Origin of the sequence: Mesorhizobium sp. AR10 (genome assembly GCF_024746795.1) — a bacterium.
Taxonomy (GTDB): Bacteria; Pseudomonadota; Alphaproteobacteria; order Rhizobiales; family Rhizobiaceae; genus Mesorhizobium.
The window spans coordinates 5279556-5301440 of the sequence record NZ_CP080524.1 but is presented as its reverse complement, the minus strand read 5'-3'; the positions used below and the strand labels follow the sequence as shown (position 1 = coordinate 5301440).

At 63.7% G+C, this 21885-nt stretch carries 23 protein-coding genes; 13 read left to right on the top strand and 10 right to left on the bottom strand.

Features of this window, described 5'->3' with window-relative positions:
- Window positions 1–77: 77 nt before the first annotated feature.
- Window positions 78–1667: a LysM peptidoglycan-binding domain-containing protein gene (locus LHFGNBLO_RS29525; RefSeq protein WP_258602970.1), complete on the top strand. Its 1590-nt coding sequence runs from the start codon at window positions 78–80 to the stop codon at window positions 1665–1667.
- 146 nt (window positions 1668–1813) lie between these two features.
- On the opposite strand, the gene LHFGNBLO_RS29520 is transcribed toward LHFGNBLO_RS29525, so the two are convergent.
- Together LHFGNBLO_RS29520 and LHFGNBLO_RS29515 are read right to left on the bottom strand one after the other, a co-directional pair.
- Window positions 1814–2515, bottom strand: a complete 702-nt coding sequence (locus LHFGNBLO_RS29520; protein ID WP_258609952.1) for a DUF4405 domain-containing protein — start codon at window positions 2513–2515, stop codon at window positions 1814–1816.
- The gene (locus LHFGNBLO_RS29515) at window positions 2512–2991 is read right to left on the bottom strand and encodes a cytochrome P460 family protein (RefSeq protein WP_258602969.1); all 480 of its coding nucleotides are present in this window, start codon (window positions 2989–2991) and stop codon (window positions 2512–2514) included. Before LHFGNBLO_RS29515 ends, LHFGNBLO_RS29520 begins: the two co-directional genes overlap by 4 nt.
- A gap of 117 nt (window positions 2992–3108) precedes the next feature.
- Between LHFGNBLO_RS29515 and LHFGNBLO_RS29510 the strand changes: the two genes are divergently transcribed.
- From LHFGNBLO_RS29510 to LHFGNBLO_RS29480, 7 genes are all read left to right on the top strand, one after another.
- Window positions 3109–4002, top strand: coding sequence for a LysR family transcriptional regulator (locus tag LHFGNBLO_RS29510; RefSeq protein ID WP_258602967.1), 894 nt, complete (start codon window positions 3109–3111; stop codon window positions 4000–4002).
- Between the two features lie 125 nt (window positions 4003–4127).
- Entirely contained in the window at window positions 4128–4964 is an 837-nt protein-coding gene (locus LHFGNBLO_RS29505; RefSeq protein WP_258602965.1) for an SDR family oxidoreductase, read from the top strand.
- Between the two features lie 35 nt (window positions 4965–4999).
- Entirely contained in the window at window positions 5000–5383 is a 384-nt protein-coding gene (locus LHFGNBLO_RS29500) for a DUF1330 domain-containing protein (RefSeq protein WP_258602962.1), read from the top strand.
- 89 nt (window positions 5384–5472) lie between these two features.
- A complete protein-coding gene (locus LHFGNBLO_RS29495; RefSeq protein ID WP_258602960.1) occupies window positions 5473–6537 on the top strand; it encodes an alpha/beta hydrolase family protein in 1065 nt (354 codons plus the stop codon).
- A 68-nt stretch (window positions 6538–6605) separates the two neighbouring features.
- Window positions 6606–6965, top strand: coding sequence for an ArsR/SmtB family transcription factor (locus LHFGNBLO_RS29490; protein WP_258602958.1), 360 nt, complete (start codon window positions 6606–6608; stop codon window positions 6963–6965).
- Between the two features lie 99 nt (window positions 6966–7064).
- A complete protein-coding gene (locus tag LHFGNBLO_RS29485; protein ID WP_258602948.1) occupies window positions 7065–8948 on the top strand; it encodes an ABCB family ABC transporter ATP-binding protein/permease in 1884 nt (627 codons plus the stop codon).
- A gap of 160 nt (window positions 8949–9108) precedes the next feature.
- Entirely contained in the window at window positions 9109–9450 is a 342-nt protein-coding gene (locus LHFGNBLO_RS29480) for an antibiotic biosynthesis monooxygenase (protein ID WP_258602947.1), read from the top strand.
- Here LHFGNBLO_RS29480 and LHFGNBLO_RS29475 read toward each other — a convergent pair.
- The gene (locus LHFGNBLO_RS29475) at window positions 9429–10322 is read right to left on the bottom strand and encodes an SMP-30/gluconolactonase/LRE family protein (RefSeq protein WP_258602942.1); all 894 of its coding nucleotides are present in this window, start codon (window positions 10320–10322) and stop codon (window positions 9429–9431) included. The genes LHFGNBLO_RS29480 and LHFGNBLO_RS29475 overlap by 22 nt on opposite strands.
- A 255-nt stretch (window positions 10323–10577) precedes the next feature.
- On the opposite strand from LHFGNBLO_RS29475, the gene LHFGNBLO_RS29470 reads away from it, so the two are divergent.
- The 3 genes from LHFGNBLO_RS29470 (at window position 10578) to LHFGNBLO_RS29460 (ending at window position 12533) form a co-directional block, all read left to right on the top strand.
- The gene (locus tag LHFGNBLO_RS29470; RefSeq protein WP_258602940.1) at window positions 10578–11276 is read left to right on the top strand and encodes a phosphatidylserine decarboxylase; all 699 of its coding nucleotides are present in this window, start codon (window positions 10578–10580) and stop codon (window positions 11274–11276) included.
- Window positions 11277–11279: 3 nt separating this feature from the next.
- Window positions 11280–12095, top strand: coding sequence for a CDP-alcohol phosphatidyltransferase family protein (locus tag LHFGNBLO_RS29465; RefSeq protein WP_258602938.1), 816 nt, complete (start codon window positions 11280–11282; stop codon window positions 12093–12095).
- A 201-nt stretch (window positions 12096–12296) separates the two neighbouring features.
- Window positions 12297–12533, top strand: a complete 237-nt coding sequence (locus LHFGNBLO_RS29460; RefSeq protein ID WP_258602937.1) for a hypothetical protein — start codon at window positions 12297–12299, stop codon at window positions 12531–12533.
- Between the two features lie 18 nt (window positions 12534–12551).
- Here LHFGNBLO_RS29460 and LHFGNBLO_RS29455 read toward each other — a convergent pair whose 3' ends face one another.
- On the bottom strand, window positions 12552–14774 hold the full coding sequence (locus LHFGNBLO_RS29455) for an AMP-binding protein (RefSeq protein WP_258602930.1): 2223 nt from the start codon (window positions 14772–14774) through the stop codon (window positions 12552–12554).
- Window positions 14775–14931: 157 nt separating this feature from the next.
- Complete coding sequence (locus LHFGNBLO_RS29450) at window positions 14932–15339, bottom strand: tautomerase family protein (RefSeq protein ID WP_258602928.1); 408 nt, start codon at window positions 15337–15339, stop codon at window positions 14932–14934.
- Window positions 15340–15452: 113 nt separating this feature from the next.
- Between LHFGNBLO_RS29450 and LHFGNBLO_RS29445 the strand changes: the two genes are divergently transcribed.
- Entirely contained in the window at window positions 15453–16316 is an 864-nt protein-coding gene (locus tag LHFGNBLO_RS29445; protein WP_258602926.1) for a LysR substrate-binding domain-containing protein, read from the top strand.
- A gap of 157 nt (window positions 16317–16473) precedes the next feature.
- Here the strand turns inward: LHFGNBLO_RS29445 and LHFGNBLO_RS29440 are convergent, their stop codons facing one another.
- The 3 genes from LHFGNBLO_RS29440 to LHFGNBLO_RS29430 form a co-directional block, all read right to left on the bottom strand.
- The gene (locus tag LHFGNBLO_RS29440) at window positions 16474–17361 is read right to left on the bottom strand and encodes a DMT family transporter (protein ID WP_258602924.1); all 888 of its coding nucleotides are present in this window, start codon (window positions 17359–17361) and stop codon (window positions 16474–16476) included.
- Between the two features lie 70 nt (window positions 17362–17431).
- On the bottom strand, window positions 17432–18319 hold the full coding sequence (locus tag LHFGNBLO_RS29435; protein WP_258602910.1) for a DMT family transporter: 888 nt from the start codon (window positions 18317–18319) through the stop codon (window positions 17432–17434).
- Window positions 18320–18473: 154 nt separating this feature from the next.
- On the bottom strand, window positions 18474–19985 hold the full coding sequence (locus LHFGNBLO_RS29430; protein ID WP_258602909.1) for a S10 family peptidase: 1512 nt from the start codon (window positions 19983–19985) through the stop codon (window positions 18474–18476).
- A gap of 188 nt (window positions 19986–20173) precedes the next feature.
- On the opposite strand from LHFGNBLO_RS29430, the gene LHFGNBLO_RS29425 reads away from it, so the two are divergent.
- Window positions 20174–20680, top strand: coding sequence for an OsmC family protein (locus LHFGNBLO_RS29425; protein WP_258602907.1), 507 nt, complete (start codon window positions 20174–20176; stop codon window positions 20678–20680).
- A 178-nt stretch (window positions 20681–20858) separates the two neighbouring features.
- Here LHFGNBLO_RS29425 and LHFGNBLO_RS29420 read toward each other — a convergent pair whose 3' ends face one another.
- Both LHFGNBLO_RS29420 and LHFGNBLO_RS29415 read right to left on the bottom strand, forming a co-directional pair.
- The gene (locus tag LHFGNBLO_RS29420; protein WP_258602906.1) at window positions 20859–21080 is read right to left on the bottom strand and encodes a hypothetical protein; all 222 of its coding nucleotides are present in this window, start codon (window positions 21078–21080) and stop codon (window positions 20859–20861) included.
- Between the two features lie 135 nt (window positions 21081–21215).
- Entirely contained in the window at window positions 21216–21845 is a 630-nt protein-coding gene (locus LHFGNBLO_RS29415; protein ID WP_258602905.1) for a hypothetical protein, read from the bottom strand.
- Window positions 21846–21885 lie beyond the last annotated feature (40 nt).

Here is a 21885-nt window from a genome sequence, read left to right as displayed (position 1 = left end):
AAGCCCGGGCTTTTTCTTGTCGGACTCAGCAAAACAGGCTAGACCGGCGTTAGGTGGCTAAGGGGCAGCAGGGACATATGGCAATTAATCCTCTGAAGGCGTTTCTGTTCGCGGCGGGTGGGACCGTAGCGGCCGCGGGAACCGCCTATGTATCGGGCGCACTCGACCCGTATCTCAATCAAACGCCGCCGGCTGAAATCGCGGCGTTGACGCCGCCGGCAGCCAAGCCGGCCGATCCGGGAACCGAAGGCCGGCTGCCGGCAGCGCCCGCCGATGCGACGGCACCGGCAGCACCTGCTCCTGGTACGGATGCCACGGCGCCGGCAGCGCCCGGTGCTGATGCGGCGGCTCCGGCAGCACCCGCAGCGCCGGCTACGACCGGCCCGATCGCGCCGAGCTTCGATATTGTGCGCGTCGAAGGCAACGGCTCCATTGTCGTCGCCGGCAATGCGGCGCCCAACGCCAAGGTCGAGATTCTCAACGGCTCGGTGGTTCTCGGCTCGGCAATCGCCGGCCCCGATGGCGCCTTTGTCATTGTTCTCGACGATCCGCTGAAGCCTGGCGATTATACGATCGCGTTGCGCTCGACGACCGGCGATGTCGTCACCCCCTCGGTGCAGACCGCTGTCGTTTCCGTCCCCAAGGATGCGGCCGGCCAGGTGCTGGCCATGGTCGAGGAACCCGGCAAGCCGGCCGAGCTGCTTACCGTCCCGGCGCCCGAGACGAAGCCTGCCGCGCCGGCAGCCGGCGACCAGGCGGCTGCTCCGGCCACCGAGGCGCCTGCCACCACACCACCAGCTACGGCAGCTGAGCCCGCTACGGCAGCTGAGCCTGCGGCACCGGCGCCGGCCGTGGGGGAAACCACGCCCCCACCAGCGACCGCAGCACCGGCAACGCCGCCCGCAGCTGTTGTGGCGGAACCCAAGATCGTCGTCGAGGCGGTCGAGATCGACGGCAACAAGATCTTCGTCGCCGGCCTCGCCGATCCCGGCCGCAAGGTGCGCGCCTATGCCAATGATATCCTGCTCGGCGACGCGCTGACCTCGCCCGACGGCCATTTCCTGGTCGAGGCGACGCGCGACATTCCGGTCGGCACCTACACCATCCATGTCGATGGCCTCGACGCCGACGGGGTGAAGGTGGTGGCCCGCGCCGCCGTGCCGTTCGAGCGTGAGCCGGGCGAGTCGGTCGCCGCCGTGGCGCCGGCCGCGCCCAAGCCCGCCGAAGTCAAGCCGGCTGCACCGGCGACCGCGGCCGAAGCGCCCGCCGGAACCGAGCCGGCCACGCCGCCTGCGGCCGCTGATGCGACAGCCCCTGCGGCACCCGCCGCCGACGCGCCGGCTCCTGCTGCCGAGGCTCCGGCCGAGGTGGCGGCAGCGACGCCGCCGGCCGATGTGCCTGAGACGGTGGCGCCCAAGCTCGAACATGCCGACGGCGCCGTCATCATCCGCCGCCATGACACGCTGTGGCGGATTTCGCGGCGGGTCTACGGCCACGGCGTCCGCTACTCGACCATCTACCTCGCCAACCAGGATCAGATCAGCGATCCCGACCGCATCTGGCCGGGGCAGGTATTCAAAGTCCCGGAAAAGTCGAAGGAAGGCGAAGCCGCCGACCTCAAGGCGATGGGCGACCAGATGACGACGCCTCCGGCCAAGACGAACTAGTTCTATGTCGATTGAAGCGACGGCGCCCGCCTCCATCACGAGGCGGGACGCCTGCTCTCCAGAACGGGGTGTCTTGATCCCGCGAGATCAGGTCGCGTGCCGACGAAGAGCGAGGACGCAGCTTGTCCTGGCTGGACGATACGGCCTTAGCGATCAGCGCTCCCAACGTGATCCGAACGCTGCCTCGGCTTCTGAAGCAATCGCAAGCCATAGTGCGCAACGAACATGCAGAGCCCGATGATCGCCACGTGGTGCACGAAAAAGGCTGCCGTCGATGTCTGGAAATCCCAGAATTCGATCGTCATCTGCATGAACAGTTTTGATCCGACATTTACCGCAAACAGGCTGTGAACGCCGTATGCGGCGATCAGAGTAGCCAACCCACGCAGAACAAAAGTGCGGATTTTGCTCTCGGCGGTTACGCCAAGCCTGCTGTGCACCACGCCCATGATCATCGACCAATGCAGCCCGAGATGGATGGCGGCTGTGACCAGCGCCAGATAAGCAGCAAGCGTATGGATTTGGCGTGCGGTGAAGCTGCTGGTCAAAGGCAGGAAGCTGAAGACCGTCTGCGAGATGATTACGCTGGTCACCAGCAACGCAATCATGGTGGCCAGCAGCGCGAGGTTGACCATCTTGGTGGCAATCCCACGCGCCTCGCGCCGGCCTTTTGTTATGGCACCGTACCAGCGACGGTTGAAGATGTTGTGGGCAATCAACAACAGGAACATGGCCGTGCCGATGATCTCATGCGTCGCGTTGTCTAGCCAGTAGTAGGCGAGGGCGGCCATCAGCAGGCCGGCTGCCACAAAATCCAGCACCAGACGCAACAGGAACAGGGGTCTCACGGCAGGTAGGCCCGCATTCGGTCGATTGTGAACATGAAGTCGTTGCTTCTCTGCGATGAGTGGCACGATTGGCATCGCGAAGGGTTCGAACTTGCCATCACCTGCATGGCCGTATCGAATTGCTGGAACTGCCAGTCGCCGGTCCGCCGCTCCTCGTCAAAGTCGAGGCCCCAGCCCTCGCCTTTGTGCATGACGAAGTAGCTGCTCAGTTCGTAGTTGGTCCAGATGCCCAGGACTATCTGCGTACCGGGTGGAAGTGGCTTGCCGGACTTCGCGATCTCTAGCGTTTCCGGAGTCGCGAACGCTTCCTCCTTGGAAGAGCCACGGTCGTAAGTCGCGTAGAGCACATACTTGTCGAAGTTCTCGGGAAATGTGACGCGGTTACTCTCTGCCCTGACACTCAGCCCGGACAGCGCAAGAATGCAGCCTGTGGCGACAATTAGGGGAAGACGTTTGACATCGATCATCGTGCTCATTGTCTCTCGTCGTCCTCTTGCCGATGCCACAGCATGTGGCCCGGGGAACAAATAGCGGAGGACGAGCATGCTGATTAGGCGCTATAATCCGCATGTAGTTAGAAACGAGGTTCATAAATGAGAAAAGGCGACTTCAGTGAGCTGGCCATGTTTATGGCGGTCGCCGAAGAAGGAAGCTTTACACGCGCAGCCGCAAAGCTTGGCCTTTCCCAGTCTGCCCTAAGCTATGCCGTCCGCATGCTTGAGGAGCGGCTGAAGGTCAGATTGATCTCGCGAACGACGCGCAGCCTGTCGCTGACTGACGCGGGAGAAAGGCTGCTTCATAGCCTGCGTCCGGCATTCGACCATATCGATAGTGAAATCGCTCAGCTTACCGCACTTCGCGACAAGCCTGCGGGCACGATCCGCATCACGACCTTCCGCCATGCCGCAAGAACGGTGCTCTGGCCTGCCTTGTTGAAGCTCCTGCCGGAGTATCCGGACATCGCTGTCGAGATCAATGTCGATGAAGGGCTTATCGACATCGTCGCCGGCCGGTTTGACGCCGGCATCCGCGTGGGGGAGCAGGTCCAGAAGGACATGGTAGCGGTTCGGGTGAGCGCGGATATCCGCATGGCGGTGGTAGGCTCGCCATCCTACTTTGCCGACCGGGAGGTCCCACAAACGCCGCGTGATTTGAGCAACCACAATTGCGTAAGCTACCGACAGAGCGCCGGGGGCGGGCTCTATGCCTGGGAGTTCGAGCGCGATGGTGTTGAGCTTGAGGTCCGGGTCAACGGGCCGCTCGTCATCAACGACAACGAGATGCTGGTAAATGCCGCGCTGGGCGGACTGGGACTGGTCTACACATTCGAAACGCAGGTTGCCCAGCATGTTGCAGACGGACGTTTGATCCGTGTGTTGGAAGATTGGTGCCCGCCATTCTCCGGCTATCACCTCTATTATCCAAGCAGGCGACAACATACGCCAGCCTTCGCCGTCCTGCTCGAAGCGCTTCGCTACAAGGGCTGATGGAGGCCGGGAATCTTGTCACGGCTCATTTATAAATCCCCTTTCTAACTGCATGCGGATTATACGGGCTAATCAGATAGGACGTTAAGGTCTACCTCCCTGTTCATCGACAACGGGAGTTAGATATGAGCAAGGTCTGGTTCATCACGGGTGCCGGCAGCGGCATCGGCGCCGCCACTGCCAGGGCGGCCCTGAAGGCAGGCGATCGGGTAGTCGCGACCGGCCGCAATCTCGACAAGGTCCGTAATGCCCTGAGCGATGTCGCAGGCGACAAGCTTGCGTTCGTTCAGTTGGACGTCGCCAACGAGGCACAGGCGAAGGCTGCGGTCGACGAGGCGATGAAGTCGTTCGGTCGCATCGACGTTCTGGTCAACAATGCGGGCTACAGCCTGCTCGGTAACTTCGAGGAATTGAGCACCGCTCAAATCGAGGGGCTGATCTCGACCAATCTGTACGGGGTGATCCATGTCATGCGTGCGGTCCTCCCCGTCATGCGCAAACAACGGTCAGGCCGGATCATCAACATCAGTTCACTGGCCGGGATAATGGGCTTCAAACACTGCGGGGCCTACAGCGCCGCCAAGTTCGCGGTCGAAGGCCTTTCCCTTTCGATGGCCGAGGAGGTCGAACAGTTCGGCATCAAGGTCGTGGTGGTCGCGCCGGGCTTCTTCCGCACGGACCTGCTAGATGCGCAGAACGCCAAATATAGCGCCAACACCATCGAGGACTACGCCGCTGAAGGCAGCGCCGAAGACATGTGGTCGAGCTATGACGGCAAGCAGCAAGGTGATCCCGCCAAACTCGGCGACGTCTTCGTGAAGCTCGCTGGGATGGAAAATCCGCCACGGCAGTTTCTGGCTGGCAGCGACGCCCTTGCGGCGTTCAAGCCGGCCCTCGAAGGGCACCTAGAGGAACTGCGCGCCTACGAGAACCTGTCCAGGTCGACAGATGGTTCTTTCTGATCACGGAAACCCTCAAAACCAAAGGAACTGGTACAGTGAAGAAACTCGTTATCGGCGCGGCCGCAGCCGCGGCCCTCACCATCGCTCTTGCCGCAACCGGCTATGCTCAGGACACGCAGGCGCCCGGCTACATGATCGCCAACTACACGATCAACGATCGGGCCGGGTTCAAAAAATACATGGAGGAGGCGGGTCCGCTGGCTCCGAAATTCGGTGGCAAGATCATCGTCTTCAATCTGAATGCGACCGCTGTGGAAGGCCAGCCAAAAAAGGTCATGGCCATCGCCGAGTTCCCGAGCCTGGCCGACGCCCAGCGCTTCTACAACTCGCCGGAATATACGGCCGCGCGGAAGTTCCGCGTCGCCTCGACCGAAGGCTCGGTCATCATCACCGAAGGCTTTGTCGCCCCGAAGCAATGACCACCGACTAGGGCGGGGTGCAACGATCATCGCACCCTACTCCTCAAATTGCCGCCGATATCGACGTTTCAACCATCAAGGAGACCCACATGGGCAACCAGCGCGACACTACCGTTCAGCAGGAAGGCGCGCCTTCGAATGGCCGCCGCCAGCTTCTGAAAGCCGGCGCGGCGCTCGCCGCTCTCCCCATCATCGCCGCCTCATCTGCAGTTGCAACGGCTGCGGACAACCAAACGACAACGGGTGCAACTATGACCGACGCAAAATCCCAAGACTTCATCAATGGCATAGCCGACCTGATGGCGCATTCGACCCGCACGCCGATCCTGCGGTGGCCGAACGAATACGGCCTGGACTACGAGGAGATTTTCTTCCCGGCGCTGGATGGCGTGACGATCGAGGGCTGGTTCATTCCTGCCGACTCCGACAAATTGCTCATCTTCAATCACCCCATGCCCTGCAACCGCTATGGCTATCCGGGCCATCTGGAGCCCTGGACCAATTTCGGCGGCTTCGAAGTCAATTTCCTGCCGGAATACAAGCTTCTACATGATGCCGGCTACAACATCATCACCTACGACATGCGCAACCACGGCCGTAGCGGAACAGGCAGCGGCGGCATCAATGGCCATGGTGTGCTGGAATATCGTGACGTGATCGGATCGTTGCGCTACGCGAAATCCCGGCCCGATACCAAGGACATGAAGACGGCCCTTTACAGCCGTTGCCTGGGGGCCAATGCCACCATCGTTGGCATGAAAAAGCACCCCGAAGAATTCGCCCACATCAAGGCGATGATAGCCTTGCAGCCGGTGTCGCCGGCGGTGTTCGTCCAGACGGCGATGGAGAACCAGAAAATCGCAAATGGTGTCAAACTGTTCGACGTGGCCTTTCACAAACAGACCGGCTTTCACCTCGCTGACGTCTGGCCAATGGAGTATGCCAAGGCGGTAACGGTTCCGACACTCGTCGCGCAGGTCCGCAATGATTTCCTGACCAAACTCTCCAATGTGCAGGAAATCTACGACACCATCTCCTCTCGGGACAAGAAACTCTTCTGGATCGAAGGGACGGACCAGCGTTTCGAAGGATACAACTACTTCGGCAAGAACCCACAGCTGGTGCTGGATTGGTTCGACACCCGCGTTTCATAACCTAGCAGCCGATCTGCCCATAAGGGCAGCTTGCCCTGGATACGGTCATCGTTTATCGCCGATGGACGATGACCGAATCCCCCCTCGAAGCTGATGGACGCCGCGCGGCCGACAAATGCGCGCCAGGCAATTACGTCCCCGACAGCCGCGCCGTTGCCGCCCGCATGGCTGCCCTTTCGCATCCGGCGCGCATCGAGATCCTCAAACATCTCTCGGCCAGCAGTTCCTGCTGCTGCCGCGAGGTCGTCGACCATCTCGACCTGGCGCAGTCCACCGTTTCCCAGCACCTGAAGATCCTGGTCGAGGCCGGGCTGGTGCGCTTTGCGCCCGACCGCCAGCGCTCTCGCTATGAGGTCGACCGCGCGGCGCTTGCCGATGTCTCCGCATCGGTCACGGCGCTCGTCAATTCCTGCTGCTCCGGCCGCTAGGCCATGATCCCGAACCGAAGATCCGCGTATAGCGAAAAGTGGAAACCGGTTTTCCGAAAAGATCATGGCCAATAAGACATAAGAAGAAGGCACCAGAAAATGGCCGAAAAAACCGTCTCCGCCGATTCCTCGACCCTCAGGACCTTGCGCAATCTGTGGCCGTATATGTGGCCGGCCGACCGCGCCGACCTCAGGGCGCGGGTCACCTGGGCGACGCTGTTGCTGGTCGTCGCCAAGCTGACGCTGGTGGCCGGTCCGTATTTCTTCAAATGGGCGACCGACGCGCTGGCCGGCGACGCCAGATCGGCGCCGCCGCTGCCGGCCTTCCTGCTGGCGCCGGTCATGCTGGTCATCGCCTACAACGTCGTGCGGCTGGTGCAGCTCGGTTTCAACCAGCTGCGCGATGCGCTGTTTGCCCGGGTCGGGCAACATGCGGTGCGCCAGCTCGCCTTCCGTACCTTCGTCCACATGCATGAACTGTCGCTGCGCTTCCATCTCGAGCGGCGCACCGGCGGCCTGTCGCGCATCATCGAGCGCGGCACCAAGGGCATCGAGACGATCGTGCGCTTCATCATGCTCAACACGGCGCCGACCATCCTCGAATTCGCGCTGACCGCCGGCATCTTTGCCGTCACCTATGGCTGGAAATACGTGGCGGTCGTCGCCGTCACGGTGCTGCTCTATGTCTGGTTCACCGTCAGGGCGAGCGACTGGCGCATCTCGATCCGCCGCGACATGAACGACAGCGATACCGACGCCAATACCAAGGCGATCGACTCGCTGCTCAACTACGAGACGGTCAAGTATTTCAACAATGAAGGCATGGAGGCCGAGCGCTTCGACCGCTCGATGGCGCGTTACGAGATTGCCGCGACCAGGATCTGGACCTCGCTCGGTTGGCTGAACTTCGGCCAGGGCATCATCTTCGGCCTCGGCACGGTCATCGTCATGTGCATGTCGGCGCTGGAAGTGCAGGCAGGCACGCAGACGGTAGGCGATTTCGTCTTCATCAACGCCATGCTGATCCAGCTTTCAGTGCCGCTCAACTTCATCGGCTTCATCTATCGCGAAATCCGTCAGGGGCTGACCGACATCGAGCACATGTTCGACCTGCTCGACGTCCCCCAGGAGATCGTCGACAGACCGGACGCGAAGCCTTTGGCCGTCGGCGCCGGCAAGGTCGAGTTCCGCGACGTGCATTTCTCCTACGATCCCAACCGCAAGATCCTGAAAGGCATCAGCTTCGAGGTGCCTGCAGGAAAGACGGTTGCCATTGTAGGCCCATCCGGCGCCGGCAAGTCGACGATTTCGCGGCTTCTGTTCCGCTTCTATGATATACAGAGCGGGGCCGTGCTGATCGACGGCCAGGATATCAGAGACGTGACCCAGGAGAGCCTGCGCGGGGCGATCGGCATGGTGCCGCAGGACACCGTGCTGTTCAACGACACCATCGCCTACAACATCAGCTACGGCCGCATCGGCGCCAGCGAGGAGGATGTGCGCAAGGCCGCCGAACTCGCCCAGATCGGCCCGTTCATCGAACGGTTGCCCGACGGCTATCGCTCGATGGTCGGCGAGCGCGGGCTGAAACTGTCCGGCGGCGAAAAGCAGCGCGTGGCGATCGCCCGCACCATCCTCAAGGCGCCGCCGATCCTGATGCTCGACGAGGCGACCTCGGCGTTGGACAGCCACACCGAGCAGGAGATCCAGGCGGCACTCGACCTCGTCAGCCAGGGCCGCACCACCATCGTCATCGCTCACCGGCTGTCGACGGTGATCACGGCCGACGAGATCATCGTGCTGCAGGACGGCCAGATCGCCGAGCGCGGCACCCATGCCGCCCTGATGCGCGAGCGCGGGCTCTATGCCTCGATGTGGGACCGCCAGCGCGAGGCCACCGAAGCCGAGGAGCGGCTGCGCATTGCGCGCGAAAGCGACGAGCTGGGCGTCGTCGTGCGCCGGCGGACTTCGGAGGTGAGCTAGCGTACGAACTGCCAATCTCCCCCACGAGGGGGGAGATTGGCAGCGTCATCCGTCGCGTCATCCATACGAAAAAATCCCCTTGACCTCAACTTAGGTTGAGCTCGCAAACCGTCTCTGAGCCCTTGCGAAGGCCATCGTTCGAGAACGGAGACAGATCGAAATGAGCGAAACAAATCAAAAGCATGGCAGCGTGTTCCGGGTCGACAAGTTTGTCGTCCCGGCTGCCGCTCGCGAAGAGATCCTCACCAAGGTCAGGACGACGCATGAACTGCTGCGCCGGCAGCAAGGCTTCGTCCAGGATTTCCTGCTCGAACAATTCTCGGGTCCGGGCGAATTCAACCTCGTCACCATCGTCGAATGGGAGAGCCAGGCGGCTGTCGACAACGTCGTACCGATCGTCAAGGCAGCGCATGAGCGCGTTGCCTTCAATCCGCAGGAGACGATCGCCCGGCTCGGCGTAAGGGCCGACATCGCCAATTATCAGCGGTTGCCCGAGCTGTAAGAAGGCCATCCCGCCCCTTGTGCCGGCGCCTCGACGCTGAGCACCTGGCCGGTGCGAGCGTCGCTGATCATGTGTTCGAAGCCGCGCCATTCGGCGGCGGTGATGAACAGCGTCTTGCTGTCCGGCCCGCCCAGCATGCAGGCAAAGCAGCCGCGATCGGCGTCGACGCTTTGCAGCATCCCTCCGCCTTCGTGCACCCGCACGCAATGCCGGTTGGGCACGTCAGCATACCAGACGGCGCCCTCGGCATCGATGCAGATGCCGTCGGGAAAGCCGTTGCCGAGATCGGCCCAGACCCGCCGGTTGGCAAGGCTGCCATCGGCGGCGATATCGAAGGCGGTCAGCCGGTTGGCGTGCGATTCGGCGACAATCAGCGTCCTGTTGTCAGGCGTCACCGCCATGCCGTTGGCAAAGGCGATGTTTTCGGCCACCTGCCGGATCGTCCCTTCAGGTGTGATCAGCACGATGGTGCCGGGGCCGAAATGCTGGCCGGCAGCCGGCGCCGGCCCGCCGCCATTGACGTAGATATTGCCGCGCCCGTCGACGACGATCTCGTTCCACGGGCTCTTTGACAAATGCCTGAGATCGGCATGGGTGACCAGCGTTCCGTCGGCTTCCTGCCGCAGCAGCAGCCCTTCACGGCCGGAGACGACAAGCAGGCGTCCATCCGGCAGCCAGTCGATGGAATAGGGCAGGACGGCCGGCACGGTCAGCACGATTTCACTGTTGCCTTCGGCATCCACAGCGACGATCTCGCCTGTGCCCCAATTGCAGACCCACAACCGCCCGCCATGCCAGCGCGGGGATTCACCGAAGGCGAGGCCATTCATGACGATACGCGCTGGTTTGGTTGCTGATTTCTGCGACGGCATTGCGAACTCCTCGGTTTGGTTTCGGCGGAGCGCTTCGCCTCCCATTGGTAGGTCGGTGCAAAGCGCCGTGTCATCCAAGGACGGGCGAGGGTGCCTCACTCCGACAGCAGCAATGGATTTTCCGGATGGTTGGATCGGTCCGGTCCGATATCGGGGCGGGTCCCACCTAAGGCCGGCCTAGCCGATTGTTGCGTTGCGGCGAGGGGGTGTTTCCGCTATTGAGGCCGGACCTGAAACAGGGATTGCCCCCATCTCATGAGCCTCGTCGACACGATCAAGAATGTGTTCGTTCCGATCCATCGCGAGGGCTATCCGTTCATCGCCGCCTTTGGTGCGGGCACACTTTTCCTCGGCTATTTCTCCTCGATCCTGTTCTGGGTCGGCCTCATCCTGACCGCCTGGTGCGTCTATTTCTTCCGCGATCCCGAGCGCGTCACGCCGGTCGACGACCGGCTGGTGGTAAGCCCTGCCGACGGCATCATCTCTGCGGTCGGCCCGGCCGTGCCGCCGCGCGAACTTGGCCTCGGAAACACCGAAATGACCCGCATCTCGGTGTTCATGAATGTCTTTTCCTGCCACGTGAACCGCGCCCCAGTGCGTGGCCGCATCTCCAGGATTGAGCATCGCCCGGGCAAATTCCTCAACGCCGAACTCGACAAGGCCAGCACCGAGAACGAGCGCAACGGGCTGATCATCGATAGCCCCAACGGCACGGTCGTCGCCGTGCAGATCGCCGGCCTGGTGGCGCGGCGCATCGTCTGCTGGGCCGAGACCGGCGGCAACATCGCCATCGGCGAGCGTTTCGGGCTGATCCGCTTCGGCTCGCGCGTCGACGTGTTCCTGCCTCTGGCTGCGACGCCGCGCGTTGCCGTCGGCCAGACGGCCGTCGGCGGCGAAACTGTGCTCGCCGAATTTGGCGGCGTAGCCGGAACGCCGCTGGTCAGGGTTTCTTAAGCGATGGGCGCGCCATTCAAGAAATTCGAGGCGCATGGCAGCGGCGGCCCGCGCATCCGCGAAATCCCGATGCGCATGGTGCTGCCCAACCTCGTCACCGTGCTCGCCATCTGTGCTGGGCTGTCCGGCATCCGCTTCGGCTTCGAAGGCCGCTTCGAGCCGGCGGTGGTGATGGTGCTGCTGGCCGCCTTCCTCGATGGTATTGACGGGCGCCTGGCGCGGATGCTGAAGGCGACTTCCAAATTTGGCGCGCAGATGGATTCGCTGGCCGACATCGTCAATTTCGGCGTCGCGCCCGCTTTGGTGCTGTACGCCTTCTTGCTCGACCGCGCCGGCTCGCCGGGCTGGATCGCGGTCCTTCTGTTTGCCATAGCCTGCGGGCTGAGGCTTGCCCGCTTCAACGTGCTGGACGAGGACAACGACCGTCCGATCTGGCAGAGCGAATATTTCGTCGGCGTGCCGGCGCCGGCGGGTGCCGTGCTGGTCATGCTGCCGCTTTATCTGTCGTTCCTGCGGGTCGGCATTGAGCCCAGCCGTCCCGCCGCCTTCGTCGCCACCGGCTTCACCATTCTGGTCGCCTTCCTGCTGGTCAGCCGTCTGCCGGTCTATTCCGGCAAGAGCCTGAAAGTGCCGGGCGACAAGGTGCTGCCGATCATCCTTGCCGTCGTGCTCTACGTCCTGCTGCTGATGACCTATCCCTGGTACACGCTGACCGCGTCGGTCGCCGGCTACCTGCTCTTCCTGCCGTTCAGCGTGCGCGCCTACACGAACCGCGCCAAGCGCGAAGGCGAGAAAGTGCCGCCCTCGGATATCGGCTGACGCTTACCTGACGCGGCTTTCCACGCCTGGTGCATGACACGCGGCCCTGTCGGAACCTGCCGGGCATCTTGACCGTTGTGTCTCAACGGGCGACCAGGAGCAGCCGTCGCGCGATGCTGGCAGGCATCTCTCACGGAAACGCTTCACCGAAGATCGCGCAAGCTTTCATCAGGGGCAGGACCTGAAGAAGAGCGAGGAGAAATGGCTGTCATCCTCATCGGTGCGTTGCTCACTGTCGCTGGCGTTGTTTACATAGCGGGCGCAGTCCTCGGGCGCGGGCGGCTCAGCGACCCCAGGCCCTCTCCCGCGACGCCGGATCGCCCGACACTTGAGCCGCGGCGGCGCGGGCTCGGTTTCTTCGGCCTGTCGCAGAACTGGCCGGGCTTGCTGATGATGGGGCTCGGCCTTATCCTGTTGCTGTCGGCGGTGGTCGTCTAGACGAGGTCTGCAAAACTCTTACGCCGCAGCGCTCAGCCCCAGCCGGTCGATCGCCAGCCTGCGGGTCGAGACGTAGTCGGTCTTGCCCGAGCCAAGCACCGGGATTTCCTCAACCTTGACGATGTCGTTGGGCACCATCAGTTCGGCCGCACCTGCCTGCTTGCCGAACTTGCGCAATTCATCGGGATTGGCGTCGTCGGCGGTGGTGACCAGCACGATGCGCTCGCCGCGCCGCTTGTCCGGCACTGCCACCGCCGCGTGGCGCTCTTCCGGCCACAGCGACTGCACCAGCATCTCGACTGCGCCCAGCGACACCATTTCGCCGGCGATCTTGGCGAAGCGCTTGGCGCGGCCGCGAATGGTGATGAAGCCTTCGCGGTCGACCGAGACGATGTCGCCGGTATCGTGCCAGCCGTCGAGCGGCTGCAATTCGCCCGGCCGGTCTGATGTCATGTAGCCCATCATCAGGTTCGGCCCGTCGAGCCACAACCGGCCGGCGTCGCTGATGCCCTCGACCGGTTCGAGCTTCATGCGCATCGCCGGCAAAAGCCGCCCCACCGTGCCGTCGCGGCCATGGATGGCGGTGTTGACGGCGACCACGGGTGCGGCCTCGGTCAGCCCGAACCCTTCGATGATCTCGGCCTCGAAGCGCTCGCGATAGACGCGGCGCGTCTCGGGCTTCACCGCTTCGGCGCCGGCGACGACGAAGCGCAGGCTGGAGAAATCGCCGTCCTTGGCGGTGCGCGCATAGTTGGCGAGGAACGTGTCGGTGCCGAACATGATGGTCGGCCGCACCTTGCGGGCGATCTCAGGGATGATCTTGTAGTGCAGCGGCGAGGGGTAGAGGAACAGTCTTACACCAGTCACCAGTGGCAGGATGGTGCCGCCCGTCAGCCCGAACGAGTGGAACACCGGCAGCACGTTGAGCAGGATATCGGAGGGCGCGATGGTGATGCGCGCTTCGGCCTGCATGGCGTTGGCGAGAAGGTTCTTGTGCGACAGCACCACCGCCTTGGGCGTGCCTTCCGAGCCCGAGGTGAACAGGATCACCGCTGGTTTGGCGCCGTTTTGCGGCTGCAGCGGCCAGCGCCACCGCAAGGCCGCCGCGAGCTTATCCAGCGCGGTGACGCTTTCCCGCACATCCTCCAGCCACAGCAGCCTGGCGCCGCCCTTCTCGACCGCCGCGACGATGTCGACGAGGTCGGCCTTCTCGATGAAGGCGCGGGACGACACAACGGTGCGTATCACCGCCGTGCGCACGGCGGCGGTGACGCTGGCCGGACCGGCGGTGTAGTTGATCATCGCCGCCACCCGGCCGGCCGACAGCAGGCCGACAAACGACAGCACCACGCCGTTGGCGTTGGGCAAAAGCAGCCCGACCGCTTCGCCCGGCGCCGTCACCGCCTCGAAGCGGCGGCCCAGCACCCGCGCGCCGATGAACATCTTGCGGTAGCTCAGCGCGCCTGAGATGACGTCCTCGATGATCGGATGCGAGGCGCCGACCCGGTCGGCGGCGTCGCGCATGGCCAGGAACAGGCCGCGATCAAGGTCAGTGCTGAAAAGCCGAGCCTCGGCGACACGGTCGAACAGCGCATTGGCGTTCGAGGCCTGGTCTGGGTTTCGCGCCGCCAGTTCGGCGATGGTCATCGGCTCCAGCACGCTGATCGACAGTTGCGGAAACCGGTGGCGCGGCGCCTTGTCCGCCGGCGTCAGCGATACCGGCAAACTCCGCGCACCGCCGACGAAGATCGGCACGATGCTGGCATCGGCCTGCATGGCGATGCGGGTGACGGCGCGAAACAGGCGAAATGTCTTGAGGTCAGGCTCGACGGCATCAGGCAGGTAGACGGCCAGCCGGCCCTTGCCCTTCAGCACCCTTACCAGCCGGCGGCTGACGAAGACATGTTCGGCGTTGAAGGCGATGGTGCGGCCAAGCTCGCGCCAGGGTTCCAGCCAGGGCGACCGCGCCGAGACATCGTCGAGTATGTGCAGCGTATCTTCCGGCAGCAGCGACAGCATCAGCGCCGGCTCGATGCGCGACTGGTGCGAGATGACGTAGATGACCGGCGCCGGTGCAGCACGCGCGATCTTCATGCGGTCGTCGGTGATCCGGTAGGCGAGCTTGAACGGCACGTAGAGCAGCGCCTGGGTAAAGCGCAGGCCGAGGCGGAATTTTTCCACCACGCCGATCAGCAGCCAGGCCACGACGAGACCCGCAAGCAGCGCCAGTGTCAGGACCATGCCGCTCTCTCCCAACGTCCTCCACGCCGCGGCTCTTTGGCGGCCGCTTCGGGGCAGAGCCTAGCGGAAGTGCGGGCAAGGTCAATGTGGAGCTTTCTCCTTCTCCCCGTTCACGGGAGAAGGTGCCCGAAGGGCGGATGAGGGGCGGCACTGTCTCTCAAGCCGCCTTCAATCTCCCGCTGATGAAACGAAACTCCTGCGTCTTGCCGCCATAGCCGTAGGCGGCGGCCGGCACTTCATGCACGAAGGCGTAGCTTTCCTCATGCACCTTGCCCAGCAGCCGGCCGAAAGCGGAGAAGATCGCCTGGAGATAGGCTTCCAGTTCGAGCTTGGTGTTGGTGCCGTCGACCACCTTGATGTCGAGCCAGAACGTGTTGGTGCCGTGCTCGGCCAGCGACTTGCCGCCGGCAAACCAGTGCTGCGGGTCGAAATAGCTGATGGCGACCGCGGTGATGGTCGGATCCTTGCGCAGATGCGTCGCGGTCAGTTCGGTCACTTCCCTGGCGATGGAGGCGGACAATGTGGCATCGGGCTTGCCGGTGACGCTGACATTGATGATCGGCATTTTCTTGTCTCCTGAGTTTGCGGCGTTCTGTTCGCCGTTGGGGAGATAATCTCACAGTCTATCAATCAAAAAAATCGAATTGTTTTTAACTTACACTTCGATAATATCGAACTATGCAAATGCTCGATCCAGACCTTCTCAAAACCTTCCTCGCCTTCGTCGACGGCGGCTCGCTGGCGCAAGCGGCGTCGACTGTCGGCCGTTCTCCGTCAGCGGTGACGGCACAGATGCAACGGTTGGAGGAGATCGTCGGCGAGCCGCTTCTGTTGCCGCAGGGACGCGGGCGCGGCCTGACGCCGGTTGGCGAGGATCTGATCGGCCACGCCAGACGCATCCTTTCGGTGCACAGCGAGGCGTGGCTGGCGCTGAAGGGCGCGCGTGCCGACGGTCGCGTCGCCATCGGCACGACGCAGGACTTCGCCGACAGCGGCCTGCCGGATCTGCTGCGGGCCTTTGCCGTCAGCCATCCGCGCGTCAGGATCGAACTGCGCGTCGGCCGCTCCGCCGAACTGGCAGCGGCGCTACAGGCCGGCTCGCTCGATCTTGTGATTGCGATGCGCCAAGCCGCCACGCCGGACGAGGTCGGTGTGCTCAGGGAGCCGATGGTGTGGCTCTGTTCGCAAAAGGGGTTGGTTTCGCGCCAGGACGAGGTTCCGCTGGCGTTGCTCGATCCGCATTGCGGCTTTCGCGACGCGGCGATCGCAGCACTCGATGCTTCCGGCCGCCGCTACCGTATCGCCGCCGGCAGCGCCAGTCTGGCCGGGCTGCGCACGGCGGTGAATGCCGGTATTGCGCTGACGTTGCGGACGGCGCGCTTCGCACATTCCGGCATTGTTGAAGCGCCGCGCGATTTTGGCCTGCCGCCGGTTCCGGTTGCCGAATTTGCCATCCGGCTGCGCGATGGCGCGGACCGGCCGGCGCAGGATCTTGCCGCGCTGTTCAGCGGCAATCTTGCTTTGTCCGTAGCGCCTGCCTGAACCCACAAAGAAAAAGCCGACCTTGCGGTCGGCTTCAAAGTAGGACGGGCCGAGGGGTTTGGGGGACTTGGGGGTGGCCCGTCACAGCATGAATGCCTGAGTCCGATAATGGTTCCGTGACTTCGAAAATTTTTTTCACGGACAGATTTTCCTGGGATCAGAGCGCCGCGCCCCGCCTGGCCACCAGCCAGTCGCGTCCGGCATGGGCGAACACCGCGCACAGCACGATGGCACCGCCGATCATGCTGGCGGCTGGCGCAATCTCGCCCAGGAACAGGAAGGCGAACAGGATGGCGAACGGCACTTCGGCGGAGCCGAGCAGGCCGGATTCGGCGGCAGGGATGAGCCGCGCGCCCTCCGTCCACAGGATAGAGGCCAGCGCGAAGGATGCGCCGAAGGTGGCCAGAAGCACGGCATCCCGGGCTGAGACCGCCAGCGGGTCGGTGACCAACCAGCCGAATACGAACAGCAGGAACGCCGACACAGCACCCGCCCAAACCACCGGCGTGTCGCGGAAAGCGCGCACCATGATCATGTAGAGCGCGCTGCCGATCGTCATCAGCAGCGCCAGCCCGTCGCCGAACAGATGGCCGGTGCCGAAGCCGGACCACACCATGATTGCCACGCCGCACAGCGACACCGCGGCGGCGGCAAGCGTCTGCATGCGGAACCGTTCGCCGACCAGCAAGAAGGCGAGCAGCGCAGTGACGAAGGGCGCGGTGGCATAGATGATCGCGACATTGGCGACGAAGGTGAATTTGAACGCCGAGATGAAGGCGATGCTGGCCAGCGCCCCTTCCACCGCGAGCAGCCAGCCGCGCCAGCCGAGCCGCATGCTTTCGCGTCCGCCGGAGCGGCGGCGGCGCCACAGCACATAGAGGCTGATCAGGATCGCGCCGACAAAGCCGCGCCAGCAGGTGATGGTCAGCGGGTCGGCATGGATCGACTTGGTCAAGACGCCGGTGAGGCCGAAGACAGCCGCCGACGACGACACCAGGATGATGCCAAGGGTGCGCTCGGCGGCGAGGTCTGTGGTGCCTGGCATATCTGCGGTTTCTGTCATGTCACCAGACTACGCTGCCCTGTCCTGACACCATCCCGTCAGCAGTCGCATCCTACAGCCGCTTGCGGAAATGCTCGCTGCCGATGATCAGCAGGCCGGCAGCAACGATCAGCGCCGCACCAAGGAACACTTCGCGGCGCGGCACGTCGCCCCAGATCAGGAAGCCGAGCGCAAAAGCCCACACCAGCGAGGTGTATTCGAAGGGCGCCACGATCGACACCGGCGCCCGCTTCATGCCTTCGAACAGCATATACTGCGCGACGCCGCCGAGCGCGCCGACGCTGAGCAAAAGCAGCAACTGCTCTTGGTTGGGCGCCTGCCACAAAAACAGCGCCGGCACCGCCGAAAACACCAGGAAGTAGAAGTTGTTGAGGATGAGCTGGATCATCGTGCGTTCCTGCATCGCGGTCTTGCGCAACAGCACGACGGCGATGCCCCACAAAAGAGCGGCGGCCAGCACCAGCAGCACCGGCACAGAGAGGCCGAGATGGGTCGGGTCGCAAGCGACGAAGACGCCGGCAAAACCGATGAGCACCGCCAGCCAGCGCAGCATCGGCACTTTTTCGCCGAGCATGATCACCGAAAGCACGGTGACGATGATCGGCGCGGCGTAATAGACGGTGGTGAGTTCGGCAAGCTGCAGGCTGCGCGCGGCGTTGTAGTAGCAGAGCCACGCCGCCAGCGTGAAGGCGCTGCGCACGAACATCGGCCGCACGATCGGCGAACGAGCCGTGTCAGCAAGCAAGCGGCGTCCGCCGATCGCCGTGCAAGCGACCAGGATAGTGATGCTGCGGAAGAACATGATCTGCCAGACGCTCATGCCGACGACCAGAAGCTTGATCGAGGCATCCTGCGTCGAGAACAGGAAATAGGCCGCACCGGTGAACAGGATGCCGGCAAGCACCCTTTCGCGGGTTTCGAGAATGGCGATATCGGCCATGCGGCGTCGGCCTGAAGATGCGAGAGACATGTTGCGGCCCGAAACACCAGGCACCGCGTGATCAGGCTACACGGGCGAAACCTTGCGCGGCGCTACGCCAGCGGCCGGCTTGCGTTGGGGCAGGGATTCCTTGGCGAGCCGCGCGTCGCGATGCTCACTGCGTCGCCTGGTAGAGTTCCGAAGCGGCCTCCTTCAGAGCGCGACGGCCGTCGGATCTGAAATACATCATGTGGCCACCCTCGATTACATCGAGACGGATGGGTCTGGCATTGGCGAGCGACGGGACTTGGTTCACAAGGTAGCGCGAGGCCAGATAGGGCGTGACGAGGTCGGTGTAGCCGTTGACGATCACGACGCCGAGCGCAGGGTTCAGCGAACGTGCTCGCTGCAAATCGTCCATCACGCCGGCATAGCCTTGCCGCGAGGTGCCGTAGTCCCAATTGTGGCTGATCTCCCCGTTGAGCAGCCGATAGCTGACATCGGTGTGGAAATTCAGTTCGTCGCGGGCATAACCGACGAAAGCCGAGGTCAGCACCGGCACGCTGCGGTCGAGCACCGGATCCGGGCCGGCGATGCGAGCGCTCTCGGGCGCGATGTCGGCCGTCGCGATCGTGCCGTCATAGGGGCTGAGCACCTTGCCGCTGGCGCGGGCAAACTCCCTTGCGAACAGGCCGGTCGGGATGCGGGCGAAATTCCGCTGGACGAGTTCGAGCGGCAGTCCGGTAATCTCCGCCACGCGCCGGCTCGCCAGCCGCCCGCCCTGCTCCAGCCCGCTGACGAGCGCCGTGAGGTAGTCGCCCAGCGCATAATGTTCGACCTCGGCGAGCTTCTCCCGCAGCGCATCGCCGCTGACGCCTTCGGCGCGCAGACGCACCGCCGCCATGGAGGGGAGTTCGAGCGCCCAATGCAGCGGCTCGAATTCGTCCGGCTGGACAAGCATGAACTCCAGCGCTGGCGAGATCAGCACGATGCCGTTCGGACTGATGCCGACATCCTCTTGCAGCGTCCTGGCCAGCAGTGCCGCCCGAAACCCGCCATAGCTCTCACCGGCGAGGAAGAGCGGCGATCCGGTGCGGCCGTTCTGTGCAATAAAGAGCCGGATGAAAGCGCCCATCGAACTGGCATCCTGGTTGACGCCCCAGAAGCTGCTCGTATTCTCGCCCTCTGCCTCGCGACTGTAACCGGTGCCGACCGGATCGATGAAGACGAGGTCGGTCATGTCGAGCCAACTGTCCGGATTGTCGATGAGTTTTTGCGGCGAAGGCAGGAACTCCCCGTTGGCCGCGGTGGCGATTACGCGCGGGCCGACCGCGCCGAGATGCAGGTAGGCGGACGCTGCGCCCGGACCGCCGTTGAACACGAAGGTGATGGGGCGCTGCGGCCCCTTCGCGGCGTCGCCCAGCGGCTGCAGCGTGTAGGCGACATAGAAGATCTCCGCCGTGACCTCGCCCTTGCCGGAAAGCAGCGACAGCGTGCCGGCCTTTGCCTGATAGTCCAGCTTGCGCCCGGCGACGGTGATCGAATGGCTGGTGGTCTGCGGCGGCGGCAGCAGCGACAGCACGCCGCCTGCAGGCGCCGGGCGCTCCGCCGTTTCAGCGAGGCCAGGCTGCGCAAAAGTGGCAAGCATCAGCAGGGTAAGCGAGATCAGTTTCAGCTTGAGCAGCATGATGCCTCCACGGGAACGCCTCCCGATAGGTATGGTCGGGGCGATCGAAGTCAAAGAGAATGACGGCAGGTCAGAGGGGGGGCGCTGTCCCTTTGCCGTATCCAAGGGCCAACAGCCACCTTGGATTCGCTCACATGCAGCGGCAGACAGTGCTATCAAGGCACGAAAGACCACGAGAAGGATTGGGCATGGACGCCACAGCACTGAAGGCCATGCAGGCGCCGCTGAAGGACGCCTATCGCGTCGATGCTGCGCGCGCTCTGATCACGCTTCGGGCCAAAGGTTCGATCGACGACCAGTCGATCGCCTGCAAGGTCGAGACGGGCAGGGCGCTGGCGGTGGCCGGGCTGCATCCGGCGACCGGTGGCTCCGGGCTCGAACAGTGCTCGGGCGACATGCTGCTGGAGGCGCTGGTGGCTTGCGCCGGCGTGACGCTGAAGGCGGTGGCGACAGCGCTGGAGTTCAAGTTGGGAGCTGTGACGGTCGAGGCCGAAGGCGATCTCGACTTTCGAGGCACGCTTGGCGTAGCCAAGGATGCGCCGGTCGGCTTCCGTGCCATCCGGCTGAATTTCAGCCTCGATACCGACGAGCCGCAAGAGCGCATCGATGCGCTGATCAAGCTGACCGAGCGCTATTGCGTGGTGTTCCAGACCATCAACAGCAAGCCGGAATTGACGGTGTCAGCGCAGCGCTGACAATCTCCCCCTTGAGGGGGAGATGGCCGGCAGGCCAGAGGGGGTCGGTTCGACTGGGCTCAATGGCCTGCGGCAGCTGGAAGTTGGGGCCTGCGGCAGCTGGAAGTTGGCGCTCTACGCGCGGCGACCCCCTCTGTCGCCTTCGGCGACATCCCCCCCTCAAGGGGGGAGATAAAAATTACTGCGCCGCTGGTTCTTCGGCGTCGCCTTCGTCTGCGAATGGCGAGGCGCTAGGCACGCACTGCACCGACCAGCCGGCCGGCGTGGGCTGCTTCTGGTATTCGGTGACGGCCGACGTGCACTGTTCGCGGGTGTCGAAGGTGCTTGGCAGCACCACCATGCCGCCTTGCGGCCCGGCGATCACCAGATACCAGACCAACGCTACGCTCGGAGCAGCCATGGATTTCCTCGCTCTGCTTGTTGTGGGAGTCGGGCGACCCTATCAACTCCGGGCGGACGGCGAAAGCGCAGCCGGGGGGCGCTGCCGCGCCACGGCATCACAGCCGCGTGATGTCAGGCCTAACTCCGGCGCCGGTCAGTTCGCGGCAAAGCAGTAGAACAGGCCGTCGCCGCCAGTGCCTCTCAACGCCTCCTGGCTGCAGCCGCCGCGCGAGGCATGCGAGGAATTCCAGGATTTGGCGGGCGCCGAATCGTCGAGGCCGACGCGATCATGATGGCCCACCATCGCCACGCCCTCGGCCCCGCTCATCGTCCAGTCGCCGCAGGTCTGGTCGGCAACCTTCGTGCCGTCGGGCTTGGAGCCGGTCAGCACGTCGTGCCGGTTGGGCTTGTCGCCACGGCCGTTGACCACCTCGCCCTTCTCGTTCAGCGCCGTCTCCTTGGTGATGGCGTTGGCGTCGCTGTGCAGCGAGGCGACATCGTCGGCGATCTTTACGCCCTTGGCATTGACCCACGGCCCCTTGCCGATACGGTCGCGTGCGTCCGCGTCGCTGGTCGACAGATAGGCAGCCCAAGTCTTGCCGGTGACGCCGGCGGCTTCAGCCAGCGACCCGCAATGGGCGTCGGCGCCCTTGAGGCCACCGAGATCGGCGCCCTTGCCGGGGCCGACGCTGGTGACGAAGAAACTCATCGCTGCATCCTGCGAGGAGGCAGCACCGGCGGCAGCCAAGAGGGCGGTGGCGGTGACGAGAAGCAATCTGCGCATGACGGTCCTCCGTTGTTGAGTGATTTTCGAATGGTACATT

Bases quoted from the DNA above. Each gene is read 5' to 3' on its own strand.
- LHFGNBLO_RS29425 (WP_258602907.1), top strand. From the start codon at position 20,174: ATGGACGCCACAGCACTGAAGGCCATGCAGGCGCCGCTGAAGGACGCC.
- LHFGNBLO_RS29435 (WP_258602910.1), bottom strand. From the start codon at position 18,319: ATGGCCGATATCGCCATTCTCGAAACCCGCGAAAGGGTGCTTGCCGGC.
- LHFGNBLO_RS29485 (WP_258602948.1), top strand. From the start codon at position 7,065: ATGGCCGAAAAAACCGTCTCCGCCGATTCCTCGACCCTCAGGACCTTG.
- LHFGNBLO_RS29430 (WP_258602909.1), bottom strand. From the start codon at position 19,985: ATGCTGCTCAAGCTGAAACTGATCTCGCTTACCCTGCTGATGCTTGCC.
- LHFGNBLO_RS29470 (WP_258602940.1), top strand. From the start codon at position 10,578: ATGAGCCTCGTCGACACGATCAAGAATGTGTTCGTTCCGATCCATCGC.
- LHFGNBLO_RS29455 (WP_258602930.1), bottom strand. From the start codon at position 14,774: ATGGTCCTGACACTGGCGCTGCTTGCGGGTCTCGTCGTGGCCTGGCTG.
- LHFGNBLO_RS29505 (WP_258602965.1), top strand. From the start codon at position 4,128: ATGAGCAAGGTCTGGTTCATCACGGGTGCCGGCAGCGGCATCGGCGCC.
- LHFGNBLO_RS29490 (WP_258602958.1), top strand. From the start codon at position 6,606: ATGACCGAATCCCCCCTCGAAGCTGATGGACGCCGCGCGGCCGACAAA.
- LHFGNBLO_RS29515 (WP_258602969.1), bottom strand. From the start codon at position 2,991: ATGAGCACGATGATCGATGTCAAACGTCTTCCCCTAATTGTCGCCACA.
- LHFGNBLO_RS29475 (WP_258602942.1), bottom strand. From the start codon at position 10,322: ATGCCGTCGCAGAAATCAGCAACCAAACCAGCGCGTATCGTCATGAAT.
- LHFGNBLO_RS29495 (WP_258602960.1), top strand. From the start codon at position 5,473: ATGGGCAACCAGCGCGACACTACCGTTCAGCAGGAAGGCGCGCCTTCG.
- LHFGNBLO_RS29525 (WP_258602970.1), top strand. From the start codon at position 78: ATGGCAATTAATCCTCTGAAGGCGTTTCTGTTCGCGGCGGGTGGGACC.
- LHFGNBLO_RS29415 (WP_258602905.1), bottom strand. From the start codon at position 21,845: ATGCGCAGATTGCTTCTCGTCACCGCCACCGCCCTCTTGGCTGCCGCC.
- LHFGNBLO_RS29460 (WP_258602937.1), top strand. From the start codon at position 12,297: ATGGCTGTCATCCTCATCGGTGCGTTGCTCACTGTCGCTGGCGTTGTT.
- LHFGNBLO_RS29420 (WP_258602906.1), bottom strand. From the start codon at position 21,080: ATGGCTGCTCCGAGCGTAGCGTTGGTCTGGTATCTGGTGATCGCCGGG.
- LHFGNBLO_RS29440 (WP_258602924.1), bottom strand. From the start codon at position 17,361: ATGCCAGGCACCACAGACCTCGCCGCCGAGCGCACCCTTGGCATCATC.
- LHFGNBLO_RS29480 (WP_258602947.1), top strand. From the start codon at position 9,109: ATGAGCGAAACAAATCAAAAGCATGGCAGCGTGTTCCGGGTCGACAAG.
- LHFGNBLO_RS29510 (WP_258602967.1), top strand. From the start codon at position 3,109: ATGAGAAAAGGCGACTTCAGTGAGCTGGCCATGTTTATGGCGGTCGCC.
- LHFGNBLO_RS29450 (WP_258602928.1), bottom strand. From the start codon at position 15,339: ATGCCGATCATCAATGTCAGCGTCACCGGCAAGCCCGATGCCACATTG.
- LHFGNBLO_RS29465 (WP_258602938.1), top strand. From the start codon at position 11,280: ATGGGCGCGCCATTCAAGAAATTCGAGGCGCATGGCAGCGGCGGCCCG.
- LHFGNBLO_RS29445 (WP_258602926.1), top strand. From the start codon at position 15,453: ATGCAAATGCTCGATCCAGACCTTCTCAAAACCTTCCTCGCCTTCGTC.